Consider the following 13218-nt stretch of genomic DNA (forward strand, 5'->3'; position numbering starts at 1 on the left):
GACAATGCCGACTACTACGTGTTCGGCACCTACGGCACGACCACGTACTACATGACCTGCTATCTGGATCTGGAAACCGAGGTCATGGGCACCACACTCGTTCAGAAATCCACGCGTCCGCTCTACAAGCCCGGAGCCTTTGCCTTCCAGCGTCCGCCACTGGATCTCGCCGCAAACCTGAAGGCGGCGATGGACTGGATACCGCACGACGGCACGGTGAAACTGGTCGAGCCAGTGACAAACCCCGGCCCATACCTGGGCAAAGTGGTTAATATCGCCGGTGGCCGAGCCACCTGGGCCGACATGCTGGCCGTGCCAAACGGCCTGACTTGCGTTCTCGAAACCGGCCGGACGACCATCCAGCTAGGAGCGCCACCCGCCTACGGAACCAACAACCTGAACCGCCGCCTGACTGGATCTGCGAAGGACAATCTGGTGATCTAAGATCGTTTTGGGTTACTTGAATTTGTCGAAGGGAGCTTAGGAGTAGGGATGCTATTGTCTAAATTTGGATGGTAGATAATGTCACCGCTCTCAAAAGTGAGGTCCAGATATTTTCCCGAATCCAATTTGAGTGCGCCTATCATTCTTTCGATATTCTTTGCAAAATCGTCGACCTCATCTTCTTCAATCAATGTGACCGATCTAGTAGAACGCAATATATCCTTAGCCTTTCCGTAAGCTCGGGCATACTCGCTCTTTGGTGCGGCCAAAAGTAGGTGTATGCGTGGCTTTTCTTCAGCATCTGATAAAAATCGTGTCAGACTCTCCCACTGATAAGCCTTCGTTCTAATAGCGTCGCTTTTTCTCAGATCGAATGAGAGCGGCTGGTAAACATTCCACACTCCGTTTTTCCAAGCTTGAGGGAACAAATGTGACGCGAGAGACGTCGACACCTCATGTTCTACAATGTGAGGCTTCACAATTCTTGCTTCGAACGCTCTTTTGTAGATTTCTCGATAAATGGTGGCATCATCTCTACTATCATCCTCTTGGGCGATATAATGCCGGAGAACAGCCTCATGGAAAAGTTTCTCGAGCTCAGCATTGGGGTCGGTCGTGAGGCCTCCTCCTGAAGAACTCCATTGAAGTGCAGCGTCGTCGTGCGGAACAATGGAAAGAGCGAGATCTTTAGCGCTCTCCGGAGATTCTGGGAAAGGAAGATCATCGGATTCAGAGCGGGCGATCTCCTTTGCGAGTTTTTTAAACCGGTGCTCAACTTTCTTCGTAACGAACCGATAATCGTCGGGGGAAAAGCCAGTGAAAAAATGGCTCATTCGACGGTATTTACGTGAAACGCGGAATTCCAAATACCGCTTATCAGGACACCATACGAGTACGCCTACGTTGACGAACTCACCCGAGAGAGGTTCGTGAACGTAACGCAAAAAGCAAAAGCTGTAGGGCACCAAAATCATTTACATGTCGTGGCGGTGAGGATGCGAAAGAAGTCGAGGGTATCACCAGCCAGCTTCCTAAAATACGTCTCCAATCGCGGCAAGTCTAGATCATCATCGTTCAAATATGTCTCAGTTTCTTTCGCGAGAACTGGCACACGCTCTTTCAGGAGCCACTCCTCAAACGTATCCCAGAGATCTTGCCCAATGAACTGATCGACAGTAACTTGACGAAGTGTTTGGTGGAAGCAATGACGGCTTAAAACCTGACGGTGAAGCGTTTCCCTCCAGGGTTTTTCGGCTTTTTCGTAGCTGCGGAGGAACGCGAAGGCCTTGTCAAAATCGAGGATTGCTACTTGTTTGCCTCTCCACAAAGCATTCGGATTGCCGATTTCTCGGTCGGAGTTTTGGACCATCGCATCGAAAGCGTAAGCCTGCTCGAGGTCGGATTTCTCGATTGTCGGGGGAATTGTACCGTGAATCCATTGTTTCCAATCATCGCCCAAATGGACCGTTCCGATATTCCAACCTAAACTATTTCGAATAAGCTCGGGAAACTCAGGGTGATCTGCAGCGGAAAAGTCGAAATTTGGGAGAATCTTGACCCAAACTGGCTCCGGAGCGTTCAAGCCTAGCTCGCGAGCCAGTTGGAGCGCGAAAATTTCTCTCAACATTGCTTCTGGCCTGTCTCCAAATCCTGCCTTGGATTTGACGACCAAAAGCTCCCGGCCACCATCATCTTCAGAAGCGCCGAATGCCAAAAATGGTTTATTGAGGCCTCTGTTCATGGGGCGTCGGAATTGAACAGCTGTAAAGCTTCGTAAAGGCATGATTGAATAAGGGTTTAATTGCCCCTCCTTCGAATTGACAAGCGTCAATGCTCTCGAAACTTACCAAAGATGGTGAGGATCAGCAGTTTTCAAGGTTGGTGATGACATGAATCTCGACCCGAAACCAATGACGGGTGGCGGCGATCCGGGCAGGCCATAATCAAATTTTCAACGGTGAATTGGTCTTGCATGTACATGCGTTTCATCGGATCACTGTCGGATCACGGGGCGATTTTTCCCGAATTTACTTGATATTAGCTCAGGTTCGAGTCCTGTTCCCGGCACTTTGGTTTCTTTGAATCCTTCAGATCGATGAACGAACTTAAAATCAAACTCGCTGCGCTCGGACTCGACGAGGAACAGGTTGAGCAGGTGATTGCGACTGTAGGGGAGTTTGCGAAATCGAAGTTGCCGCCGAATCTTCATCCGATGTTGAACGATGTGCTGAGTGGGAAAAGCCCGGATTTAGGACCATTGGCAGGAATGCTTGGCGGCCTGAAGGGCATGTTTGGGGGGCTTTGAGCGACGTTTTCCAGACGAGCTCTCAAGCAGATGTGAGCATGGCGGGTTTGAGCCGCTGATCTTCTCACCGCGAATGTGACGCTACCAATTGAGCTCACGCGCCTTCAGATTCGCACAACAATAGGCCGAGCGCGCGGATAGAAAAAAATTCGCGTTTCTTAACAATGTTTTGCCAAAGGGGTAGGATTCATCATGCTCGGTGCATGAAATTGGCGGCTTCGATCTTCGCATTGTGTTCGATCACCCTCGGCTTTGTCAGCTGCGGAGCAGGGAGCGTGGGCTACAACCCGACGGGATTGGGGCCGTTCGATCGCAATGGAAATTACGTGGAGGCCTGGGCCGATAGCCCGGATAAATGGAAAAAGGCCGGGTCCGCGCCCAAGATCGAAGAGCAACCGGTGCTGCTAGCGAGCCGCGATGAGGCACCTGTCGTGCCGATCAACTCCCGCCCGGCACCCAGTACTGTTGCCGTTTCCACACAGCCGAAACCGATAAGGACGGTTTCCACCCCGAAGCCTGCGGCGTCTAAACCGAAGCCAAAGCCCGCGCGAGCCAAGCCAAAGAAGCCGGCTCCATTGCGCTATACGGTGAAGAAAGGTGATACGCTTTACGGGATCGCGAGTAAAAATAACTCAAACGTCAGCGCGATCCAGCGGGCAAACGGCATCAAAGGCTCCCTGATTCAACCAGGTAAGGTTCTGGTCATTCCGCGCTGAGCGGTTGGGCCCAGAAACGTTTCCGCCTTCTGCCGTTGATGCTCTCAACGGTAGGAAGAACGTGTTTGCGGTGAAATGAAGTCGACATCCCGGAGCAAAACTTCGAATTTGCCGCATGCGCACGTTCCTTGCTGCTGTGTTTCTTGCTACGTCGTCCGTCTGGGCGAGCCCGATTTCAGAGTGGATGGCCAAAGCTCCGGCGGAGCGTGGACCTGTCCCGGATGTGGCATTGACAAAGGAAGAAGCGGGCGAGCTCCGTGACCAACTTGGAACTGAAGTTCTGGCAGACCTGGCCTCACAACGCGCGGATGAGGTGAAGAACATGTCGATCACCATCGGCGACAAAACCATGAAATGGTTGGAAAAGGAATTCGGCCACGCTGCTGCCGGAAAGCGGAGTCTCTGGATTTCCCTCCACGGTGGAGGAACGGGGCCTGCGGCGATGAATGACCAGCAATGGCAAAATCAAATCCGCCTCTATAAATTGAAGGAAGGGATTTATATCGCTCCGCGTGCTCCCGACAATGCCTGGAATATGTGGCATCTGGGTTACATGGATCCGCTATTCGACCGTCTGATCACGGACATGATTGCGACTCGCGGAGTGGATCCGAATCGAGTCTTTATCATGGGCTATTCGGCGGGTGGCGACGGAGTTTGGCAACTCGCCCCTCGTTTGGCGGATCGTTTTGCCGCCGCCGCGATGATGGCGGGGCATCCGGGCGATGCTTCCTTACTTCCGTTGCGTAATTTGCCATTCGCGATTTTCGTGGGCGGAAATGATGCCGCATACAACCGGAACAAGTTGGATGAGGAAAAAGGCAAAGAGCTGGATGAGCTGGAAAAAGCCGACGAAGGCGGCTACGAGCACATGGTCCGCGTTTATAAAGGGCTGCCGCATTGGATGAACGGAAAAGACGCGGAAGCGGTGCCGTGGATGGCCAAACACACCCGGAACCCATGGCCTAAAAAAGTCATTTGGGTGCAGGATGACGTGACTCATGACCGATTCTACTGGTTGGAAATTCCAGCAGATAAGGCAAAGGTTGGTGAGAAAATCATCGCCACTGTGAGTGGCAACACCATTGCTTTGGAAGGGGATGTGCCTGCCGGTTGCAAACTGAATTTATCAGATGCCTTGGTCGATCTGGATGCTGAAGTGACCGTGACCGTAAATGGAAAATCGAAGTTTTCAGGTATGGCAAAACGCACACCTGAAACGATCATCCATTCATTGAAGAATTTGCCTGATCCTAGCAGGTGTGCCTTCGCTGTGGTTCAATTGAATTAAACCGTCAGTTGAGTTTGTTAGAGATTAAAATCGGATCGTCGGAATGATGACGACATCGATCACCTCGTGGGTTGGTTCGTAAACGCGGACCAACCGATCATTGTACTGATAAAGGCGGATGCCGGTTTCCAATTGCAGGCCGGGGAACCAGTCACTTGGGACTAGGGTAAACAGTGGCCACCAGTCGTCTTGAATTCTGTAGCCCGGAGCGACCTTGTCCTGCCAGCCTGGCGGCAGTGATTTGCCCCGATGGAGATTTTTCGCCAAGCCAGGAGGCAATCCATGATCGTTGTCTCGATATTTGGAGAAATACTGAACGATCGTCGTGCGGTCCGAATCTCGGAATTTAGTGAACTTATGATCATCACGATGGTCATCCTGTTTTTTGGAAGGAGTAACAATTTTCCGATCATGACTATCATTCCCTTTAGAGGATTTGCTTGATCCATTGTCGTGCTTGACCGCATGTGACGAAGGTGCGGATTTGCCCTTACCTTTATTGCCTTTGCCTGAATCAGGTTTTGCCTGTGAAGCCAAGCTCAAGCTTAGCAACATCGCGGATACTGTCAGTGTCTTTGTCAATCTTGCTTTCATGATTCGAATTCGTCGTTCAGCTTTATTGAATTTGCAATGGAAGATCGTGTTTTTATGAAAGACTTGGCTACCCAGGTTTATATCAAATTCAGATGTATAATAACAACTCGGATATTATTGATGTTGGTTTCTTGATTCTGATGATTAGTAAGTTGCGAATTCCTGATTCGAAAAGATTTCATGTCACTTTAATTGCAAAGTGCTCATTTGTATTGCAATATGAGCGATTCGGTGAGTTCGATTAGAAAATAAAAATCATATATTTTTCTGAAGGGGCTGATGCTTTTGCTTGTTTGGAATGGTGATTTCCCGAATGTTTTTTGTCAGAAGGCTCTCGCTCGAGTTGTAGAAACTTTGATAAAATCATGAAACCAAGCCAATTTGCCAATATCGCAATCCGCATCCTTGCCCTATTTCTGATTTACAGAGCACTGGAATTTGCGGCGGTGACTTTTATGAGTCTTGAGATGACCGTAAATATGTACACTGCTACGTCGTTGTCATCCAGACATCCGGATTGGATGCCAGTGATGAGAGCGGTCCATGTTTCGATTTGGGCCTCAATGATTATCCCCTCAATACTGGCGCTCAGTTTGTGGTTCCTCGCTCCGATTTTCTCGAAATGGATGGTCAGTGATGATGAAGGTGATCCTTCTCAAGCCAGTTGCTTCCCTTCTCTTGGGATGCTGATTCAAGCTGCTGGAATCATCCTCATAGCGGTAGCTGCTGCCAGTCTGCCACAGATGATTTATGTTCATTTGCAAGATCATCAACCTAGCCCGGATGATGCGTTGATGCAGGCTCAACTCAATCTGGATGTGATCAAATGGATTGCCAAAGTTTTTGTTGGCGGACTGATGCTGGTGCTGGTGAAGAAACGCATGCTGCCGGCGTCTTATTATCAGCTTCCTAAGCTCGCTGAACCTGCTGGAAAAGATGATCATGCGTGATTGGCCGCGGCTATTCCTCTTCTGTTAGATCAGGGCGAACGCGGAAAAATTGCCGGGTATTGGCGAGGCCTCCTTTGACTTCGAAGATGGCTTCATCACCGATGATTTCCATTTCTGCGTCCACACTGCGCCAAAGAGCGTTGTCCAGAGTGGGGCTGGTTTCGACGATTAACGGGATGGAGGCGAACTTGGCCGGGAGATGGAAGATGAAGGCTTCGTCAGCGATGGAATACTCGCTGGATGAAACTTTCAGGACATCGTCCGCGCGATTCGGATCGGTGCCTAGGAATGCCTCGTCTCGATTGGTAAATCCGTCTCCATCCGGATCTTCGGCGGAATCATCATTACCAATGTGAAGCTGGTGCTGCTGCTCGAAGTCATCGGGAACGCCATCGTTGTCCGTATCCTCGCGGACCGGAATGGTGGTGACCGCAGCATTTTCTACGGGAGAGGAAGTAACGGTTAGATTGCCACTGCCGCCTTCTAACAGGAATGAGATCGCATGGACGCGGGTAGGATCGAGCGGACCCCATTTCATCAAAGCAAGTGCCGGATCCACCCTGCCGTTATGAGACAGGCGGCGTGCAGTTGCTCCTTGGGGAATGCTAACGGTCACAAAGACCGACTTGCTTCCTGTGGGGCTTAGTTCAATGCGATACGGGATGCCTGATGCCGCGACAGAACTGCAGGAGGCCAAAGCTGCGATCAGAATGAGTTTCAGGGTCATGGCGTTAGAATAGGGGATACCCGGGCAGGATGATATTGGAAGGACAGGTGAAGGTGCGGGTGGATTGCGTGGTGCCGTCTGTGTTCAAAAAGTGAACTTCAAATTGAGTGGCCAGGAATGAGTGCAGGATGAGATCCGGCACGGTGTCGTTATTGAGATCGGCAAAGGCCCGGATCTGTATGCCCTCGATATCTGGAAGGGAACGTCGTGAGATCACGGCTCCATTCGAGTCGAGAGTGATGAGAACCGCGGTGGATTCATCCGCATCCATGGCACCGATGAATGAGTTTGTGGTTCCGGGTATCGTTGCGGCGGCGCGCAGCACATCCTGAGTTGGGTTTGAGTAAAAGATGGTCGGAGTGGCGGCGAAGCCCGTGACGCTTCCCTTATGCAGCAGCAGCGGGCCGTTTGTTAGAAATGACGAGTCATCACCGCCTGCGATGTCGTTGCTACCATCTCCATCGTAGTCGCCCATGCCGAGTGCACGGAATGAACCCGCGTCATGGATGAGGGTGGTGCCGGTTAGTTTTCCATCCGAGGCATCCCGCTCCCAGAAATCAATGTAGCGAACGTCATCGAATTCACGTTGCAACAGCAGGCCGTCGCCAAAATCGCCGGAGAGTTTGCCATAAGCGACAACGTTGTAGCGCGTATCCGCCAGATAGGCGAGTGAGGCAGCGCTGACAAATGGAGACCGACTGAGATAAGCACCTGTATTGCTTTGGTAAGTGCCCAGCTCGATGCCGTTGGGGTAGAGTCCGTTTGCTCCGGTAAAATCGATTTCCTGGAACGGATATTGAACCTGCTGGTTCGCGATGAAAATGCCCCCGGCCTGAGTGCCCGGACTGGTTGCCAGGATCGGATCCGGGCTTGGGAACTCGGGGTGATCCGGGTTGCTAACAGGGGAGTTTTTGAAATCGGGATCAATCTCAGGCGGTGTCTCCGGTTCAGGATCGGGATCATCATCCGGTTTCCGATGCGGCGGAACTGGTGGGGTCGGGTGATCACGCTTGAGTCGCTTAACCTCCAGACAATAAGGGATTGAGTCCGAGGTCGAATAGAGGAAGTTCGGGATGGAGCCGACGATGTCCGGATTGCTGGCCAGAAAAGTAACGCTGGAGGCGATGTTCTGGTGCGCTGTACCCAGGTATTCATCGTTGCCGAAAAGTTCGATATTTCCGCAGCAACCTTCACGAATGTATTCACTGATCACATTGAGCTTTCCTTCCCAGTTTCCACAGAGTCTCGGAACAGAATCATCCTTCGAATACATGTAAGTCGACATACCCCGGACCTGAACTTTTCTGAATTGAGTGGTCCCACTGTAATCCACGCTGTAAATATCACCGCCCAGATTTACACTTCCTGTTAGACGCAAGACAATGGTTGGCAGCTCCTCCGTAACCGGGAATGTGGCGACGAGATAATAGGAGCCGTCCTCCACGTATTCATCGACCTTGTTTCCACCAAAAACCGTCCAGAATGCATTCACGTTACTGCCGGTCTCAAAGAAATCCGATGGAGCGAAATAAGACAAAGTTACGGTGACTTCGGTCCCTTCGGGATTGAGTTTCATTTCTTCCGCTGCGACGGCTTCGCCAAATTTTTCATCGGCTGTTAGTTCGAGGTAGTCGGTGACGTAGGTGCCGCCTGCGCTTTCTTCATAGCCGAAGTCGGTTAGACCGGAGCGATTGAAGTTCAGAATTGGCCAGAAATACCCGTCTTGCGAAACTTCATTGAAATAGGTCCCATTCTCTTCGTCAGCTACCCCATGGTCCATGATGGTGGCGCGCGTGGCTCCAATACCATAAATGTAGTTGATCCCTGCTGACTGACCGCTGGTTAGTCCGGTCAGCCATTGTTGAGGGTTGGATTCGGCAAAGGCATCAAGATCACCAAAGCTGAGGACGCTGATTTGGCTGGTGTAGGTTTCACCAAGAACCGGATTTAGATGAAATGCTTCCGAATACTGGCTAAACAGGCTGACCGAATCAAAGCAGGGGCCGGATGAATAGTAACCAAAGGACTTGAAGGTATCATTGCCTGTGGCCATGACTTCGATTTCTGCGCTCGGGGTATCGCCCAGAACCAAGGTTGCGGTTGTGGCTGACGTTTTCGTGATCGTCGCATTGCCGCTGGTGACCTCCCATTCGACGTCCAGTTCCTTGGTGGGGTCAGCTGGAATCGCGGTGAGTGTCTGACTGGATTCCAATGGGAAACAGGTGTGATTCGGTTGAATGAAAAACGCTTTCGCCTGATAGTGGATTTGCGCCTGGCTGAAGCGGAAGCCACCGACGATGGGGCGCAGGCAACCTTGCGCCGGGCTGTTGGCTTCAACCGTCAGCGGATAGAGATCGAGATCGTCCGGCGGATTGATCGTCAAAGTATGACGTTTGGTATTGGAGGTGGTGATGTGGCCGTCGATATCCTCGAGGTTCAGGGTTTCCGTTCCGTCTTCTTCCCGAAGTGCGGTCAGCCAATTGCCATTCTTATCGGCGAAATACCAATTCAGTTCACCGATTTCATGGGAATCTTCGAGGTCGACTGAGATCGTCAAACTGTGATCTACGTCGTCCACCGTATAAGCCGGTTGCACGAACACGACGCGGATTGGTTTCACTTCGTAGGAAAACAAACCGTTGTAGGGTTCCAGGCACAGACGCCTTTCATCGACCACCAGTTTCACCCGCAACGGTCCCTTGCCGATATTCGCTCCTCGGAAAAATTGGCTCTCGGGGCCATCGACCTGGATGGCGCTGCCCGGGATGGTTTCTAACAGGTAGTTTTCTTTGAATTCGAGCTCGATGCCCTTGGCACTGGCGTCTTCCGGCCAACGGCATGGTGTGAATTGCAGGTCTTCCTTCAACCCGGCATGTGCGGTGTCGAGCACGGCTTTTTGACCGCTATTCACGAGATCCGTAGCGATTTTTCCAAGGAATGGAAAATCCTGAATCTTTTGGGGAAGGGAGTCCGATGCCGACGGGATTTTATCGATCAGAAATTTCGCCGTATCAAAACCACGGCCCTCTGCGTGGGCGAAGACCTTCAGTCGTATCGTCTCACAACCGTTTCCGGGTTGAGGTGAATCTTCGTAGAGATAAGTCGGATTGCCGATCTCATCCACTGCTTCGTAGTTAAATTTGGTAATGCGATAAGGCAGCTGCTGTTTGTTCCATTCCTCCTTGAAGTTATAAAGTTCATACGATGCCTTGATGGCAAATATCGGCAGTCCCGAGGTGACCTTGGAGCCCTTGTCTGCATTCGAAACAAACTTCTTCGAGGTTTTTTCGGCAATCTCGGAAAGCTTTTCGCCAACCTTGTCAATCGCGCCATCCAGCCCCGTTGCCTCCTTGATTTGGTCGATGATGTCTTTTTTGTTATCGAGACGGCAGCGTTCGATCGATTCGATTTGAAGATCGACCCGGTTGTGAATCGGTGCGCAGCCGTGGTAGCCATCTGCCATGGGAATGGCGCGGCTCATGGTGGAGCTTGTTGCATGATTTCGCCGGTCCGCCATGCGTGCGGTTTCTGCCCGATCCTCCTGGCTCATCAACAAGAGAAACAATTCCTCATTGATTTCGCGAACGGCTTGACCGGATGCACTGCCGGAGTTTTTCAAACCATCGAGGATCGCTTTATTGTAGTCTGCAGAAGCTTTGGCGGCAGCGAAGAGATTGGCTTCCGCACTGATGGCGTTTCCCGATTTCAGGCTTTGCATTGCCGAATCGAGATCCACGCCTTGGGAAAGCGCTATGTCGTCCAGAATTGTGTCGAGCTGGGTGTAGAAAATATCGAAGCTGAAATTGGAGCGATCAATCGGTTGCAATTCGAGATCACCGCACTCGTGCATCACCCCATCCAGCGTCGCCCGGATTTCAATGCGCCGGGTGCTGTCCCGCAACCAAAGGTCGGGCAGATAGGGCACCATCATGGTCATCTTCCCGGTGCTTGGATCAAAGCCGACATCCAGGGCAAACCAATCCGGCCCATCGAACGGTCGGAACTCGGCCGTCGCTGAAGTGGTGGGGGAATTCGGGGCCAGGATTTCGATAACGGACAGAGATCTGGCGTATCGATTGGAAAGGTTCGCTTGCGGCGCGGTGGCGTTGGGCAGAAAGCAGAACGGCGCTGTTAGATTGGCGTGGGTGGTGTAAAATTCTCCGTGTCGCCAGAGATGGTCAGCGGTTTGCCAAGCTGGATCTAACTTCTTCTCCGCATCGGGCATGCTCGAAAGAGTGGTGTTCCAGTAGGTCTCGATCTCACTGAGCACGATGCGATGATCCCCGTTGGAATCTGCCGGATGCGTATCTTCGGCTGCAAACATTCCTTGTAGGGAAGTTAGATGCAGCAGAAGGCAAGAGGTGATAAACCTAAGGGTATTCATTAGTTTGACCGTTTAAAAAGTGTGCAATGGTGTCAAGAATTTGACGGGGCGAATTTCATAAACGGGCTATTCGCGATCGCTTCGCTACGAGTTTCACAGGTTGTGGCAGATTGGTTTCCTGCTTGGACTGAAAGCGGATTCCGTGTTGGGTTTCCTGCATCATGATGAACGGCTCACTGCTCGTGCTCGGATTGTCCGGGCCGGAACTGACGGTTGCGGAAGCGGAGCTTTTCCGTCGTCTGCAGCCCGCAGGCTTCATCCTGTTTTCACGCAATATCACTTCCCCGCAGCAAACCCGGAAATTGACCGATGACCTGCGTGGACTTTGTTCCGAGGAGCCGATCATTGCCATCGATCAAGAAGGGGGAAAAGTCACCCGCACCAAAGACATCGCTCCGGTTCCTCCGTCTGCAGCTGCTTTGGCCGCGAAGGCAAACCCTGCAGACATCGCGAATGTCGGCGCACTCACGGGGGACTTTCTTCGGCTGCTTGGCTTCAATCTGGATTTTGCTCCGGTGTTGGACCTTGATCACTTTCCAGGTCTGCAAAACTCACTGCGCGGGCGCTGCTGGGGGCGTGATCCGCAGCGCGTGATCGATTACGCAGGGCAATGGAACCGATGGCTGCGGAAACGCTACATCGCCAGTTGCGGCAAGCATTTTCCTGCCTGTGGCCGTGCGGTCTCCGATCCGCATTTCGACCTGCCATCGTCGCCCGCGACCTTGGATGAATTGCTTCGGGAAGACGTCATTCCTTACACCGCGCTGATGCCGGAGCTCGATTCGATCATGCTGGCGCACGTCGATTTTCCAAACATCGATCCTGATTTTCCGGCGTCGCTTTCGCCAAGGATCATCCGCCGATTTTTGCGCGATCAGCTGGGATTCGAAAAGCATGTGGTGCTAACGGACGACCTCGACATGGGCGCCATCACCGGGCGTTACGGGCGTGGTCAGGACGTCAAGATGGCGATCGAAGCCGGCAATGATCTGGCGATGATTTGCCATAAAATCGAAACCGCCGAAGTCGCGGCCAAAGCGATTGCTGAGTTGCCGTATTGGATGATCGATGAGGCGCACCAACGCCTCGCCCGGCTGCGCAAAAAATTGTGCGAACCGCTGACCTGGTCGGACGCGTCCTGGCAAAAGACCTGCGATGCCATTGCCGAATTCGCCGCCAAAATCCCAGAAGAAGGCACCGGACAAGCCCAAAGCCCGGTGGCTGATTATTAATGCAATCGGTTACGGATTGGCGTTTTCCAATGTGAAAAACTCGGCAACCCCCGGATTTCCAAGGTTTGAGTTCAATTTCCCTTGCCAACTGCAGATCCAGCGGCTTGATTCCGCGCTCAACCTAAAACTAGGACGGTCCGGCGGAAGCTGGATCTATCCCCTACGATTATGAGCGAAAACGAAATCAACCTCAAAGAATATCAGCTCCACGAAGGAGACACCGGCAGCGCCCCTTACCAAGTGGCCCTCCTCACCCAACGCATCCTTCATTTGACGGATCACTTGAACCTTCACACGAAGGACTTCTCCTCACGCCGCGGCCTTCTCAAGCTGGTCGCCCAGCGCCGCAAGCTCCTTGATTACATCAAAGGAAACTCCGAGGAGAAATACCAGGAGGTCATCAAAGGCCTGGGTCTCCGCCGCTAACCCAATCTTAGCCGAGCAGCCACGGATTTCTCCGTGGCTGTTCTGCAAACGGCCCGCGTAGTCGAACCAGTTGTCGATCTACGCCAGCCGCCGGACCATCGCCATCGTCCCGATATTTCGGGAATTCGGCAGGTCTGGGAAATGAATGC

The 13218-nt window shown here is 52.1% G+C and carries 12 protein-coding genes; 7 read left to right on the top strand and 5 right to left on the bottom strand.

Annotated features, from left to right (window positions below; all coding sequences use genetic code 11):
• On the top strand, positions 1 to 444 hold a 444-nt coding region (locus JIN85_RS09535; RefSeq protein ID WP_200270020.1), incomplete at its 5' end, for a hypothetical protein.
• Here the strand turns inward: JIN85_RS09535 and JIN85_RS09540 are convergent.
• Positions 441 to 1418 (bottom strand): DUF3037 domain-containing protein, encoded by a 978-nt coding sequence (locus tag JIN85_RS09540; protein ID WP_200270022.1) that lies wholly within the window; start codon positions 1416 to 1418, stop codon positions 441 to 443. The two genes, JIN85_RS09535 and JIN85_RS09540, sit on opposite strands and share 4 nt — an antisense overlap.
• The gene (locus JIN85_RS09545; protein WP_200270024.1) at positions 1415 to 2227 is read right to left on the bottom strand and encodes a HipA family kinase; all 813 of its coding nucleotides are present in this window, start codon (positions 2225 to 2227) and stop codon (positions 1415 to 1417) included. The genes JIN85_RS09540 and JIN85_RS09545 overlap by 4 nt, the downstream gene beginning before the upstream one ends.
• Positions 2228 to 2539: 312 nt before the next feature.
• Here JIN85_RS09545 and JIN85_RS09550 point away from each other — a divergent pair, with 312 nt between their 5' ends.
• The 3 genes from JIN85_RS09550 (at position 2540) to JIN85_RS09560 (ending at position 4756) form a co-directional block, all read left to right on the top strand.
• Positions 2540 to 2749 carry a hypothetical protein gene (locus JIN85_RS09550; RefSeq protein WP_200270026.1) on the top strand — a complete coding sequence of 70 codons (210 nt, stop codon included), beginning with the start codon at positions 2540 to 2542 and terminating at the stop codon, positions 2747 to 2749.
• 203 nt (positions 2750 to 2952) lie between these two features.
• On the top strand, positions 2953 to 3465 hold the full coding sequence (locus JIN85_RS09555; RefSeq protein ID WP_200270028.1) for a LysM peptidoglycan-binding domain-containing protein: 513 nt from the start codon (positions 2953 to 2955) through the stop codon (positions 3463 to 3465).
• A 115-nt stretch (positions 3466 to 3580) separates the two neighbouring features.
• On the top strand, positions 3581 to 4756 hold the full coding sequence (locus JIN85_RS09560; RefSeq protein WP_200270031.1) for a dienelactone hydrolase family protein: 1176 nt from the start codon (positions 3581 to 3583) through the stop codon (positions 4754 to 4756).
• Positions 4757 to 4780: 24 nt separating this feature from the next.
• On the opposite strand, the gene JIN85_RS09565 is transcribed toward JIN85_RS09560, so the two are convergent.
• Positions 4781 to 5350, bottom strand: a complete 570-nt coding sequence (locus tag JIN85_RS09565) for a hypothetical protein (protein WP_200270033.1) — start codon at positions 5348 to 5350, stop codon at positions 4781 to 4783.
• Positions 5351 to 5715: 365 nt separating this feature from the next.
• Between JIN85_RS09565 and JIN85_RS09570 the strand changes: the two genes are divergently transcribed.
• Positions 5716 to 6300: a hypothetical protein gene (locus JIN85_RS09570; protein ID WP_200270036.1), complete on the top strand. Its 585-nt coding sequence runs from the start codon at positions 5716 to 5718 to the stop codon at positions 6298 to 6300.
• Between the two features lie 10 nt (positions 6301 to 6310).
• On the opposite strand, the gene JIN85_RS09575 is transcribed toward JIN85_RS09570, so the two are convergent.
• Both JIN85_RS09575 and JIN85_RS09580 read right to left on the bottom strand, forming a co-directional pair.
• Positions 6311 to 7027 (bottom strand): thrombospondin type 3 repeat-containing protein, encoded by a 717-nt coding sequence (locus tag JIN85_RS09575; RefSeq protein ID WP_200270038.1) that lies wholly within the window; start codon positions 7025 to 7027, stop codon positions 6311 to 6313.
• A gap of 4 nt (positions 7028 to 7031) precedes the next feature.
• Complete coding sequence (locus JIN85_RS09580) at positions 7032 to 11351, bottom strand: hypothetical protein (protein WP_200270040.1); 4320 nt, start codon at positions 11349 to 11351, stop codon at positions 7032 to 7034.
• Between the two features lie 221 nt (positions 11352 to 11572).
• Here JIN85_RS09580 and JIN85_RS09585 point away from each other — a divergent pair, with 221 nt between their 5' ends.
• A complete protein-coding gene (locus tag JIN85_RS09585; RefSeq protein WP_200270041.1) occupies positions 11573 to 12643 on the top strand; it encodes a glycoside hydrolase family 3 N-terminal domain-containing protein in 1071 nt (356 codons plus the stop codon).
• A gap of 168 nt (positions 12644 to 12811) precedes the next feature.
• Positions 12812 to 13069 carry a 30S ribosomal protein S15 gene (rpsO, locus tag JIN85_RS09590; RefSeq protein ID WP_200270043.1) on the top strand — a complete coding sequence of 86 codons (258 nt, stop codon included), beginning with the start codon at positions 12812 to 12814 and terminating at the stop codon, positions 13067 to 13069.
• Positions 13070 to 13218 lie beyond the last annotated feature (149 nt).

The organism is Luteolibacter pohnpeiensis (assembly GCF_016595435.1).
Lineage (GTDB): Bacteria > Verrucomicrobiota > Verrucomicrobiia > Verrucomicrobiales > Akkermansiaceae > Luteolibacter > Luteolibacter pohnpeiensis.

Excerpts from the sequence above, each read along its gene's own strand:
- JIN85_RS09540 (WP_200270022.1), bottom strand. The coding sequence starts at position 1,418 with ATGATTTTGGTGCCCTACAGCTTTTGCTTTTTGCGTTACGTTCACGAA.
- JIN85_RS09545 (WP_200270024.1), bottom strand. The coding sequence starts at position 2,227 with ATGCCTTTACGAAGCTTTACAGCTGTTCAATTCCGACGCCCCATGAAC.
- JIN85_RS09550 (WP_200270026.1), top strand. The coding sequence starts at position 2,540 with ATGAACGAACTTAAAATCAAACTCGCTGCGCTCGGACTCGACGAGGAA.
- JIN85_RS09555 (WP_200270028.1), top strand. The coding sequence starts at position 2,953 with ATGAAATTGGCGGCTTCGATCTTCGCATTGTGTTCGATCACCCTCGGC.
- JIN85_RS09560 (WP_200270031.1), top strand. The coding sequence starts at position 3,581 with ATGCGCACGTTCCTTGCTGCTGTGTTTCTTGCTACGTCGTCCGTCTGG.
- JIN85_RS09565 (WP_200270033.1), bottom strand. The coding sequence starts at position 5,350 with ATGAAAGCAAGATTGACAAAGACACTGACAGTATCCGCGATGTTGCTA.
- JIN85_RS09570 (WP_200270036.1), top strand. The coding sequence starts at position 5,716 with ATGAAACCAAGCCAATTTGCCAATATCGCAATCCGCATCCTTGCCCTA.
- JIN85_RS09575 (WP_200270038.1), bottom strand. The coding sequence starts at position 7,027 with ATGACCCTGAAACTCATTCTGATCGCAGCTTTGGCCTCCTGCAGTTCT.
- JIN85_RS09580 (WP_200270040.1), bottom strand. The coding sequence starts at position 11,351 with ATGTTTGCAGCCGAAGATACGCATCCGGCAGATTCCAACGGGGATCAT.
- JIN85_RS09585 (WP_200270041.1), top strand. The coding sequence starts at position 11,573 with ATGATGAACGGCTCACTGCTCGTGCTCGGATTGTCCGGGCCGGAACTG.
- rpsO (WP_200270043.1), top strand. The coding sequence starts at position 12,812 with ATGAGCGAAAACGAAATCAACCTCAAAGAATATCAGCTCCACGAAGGA.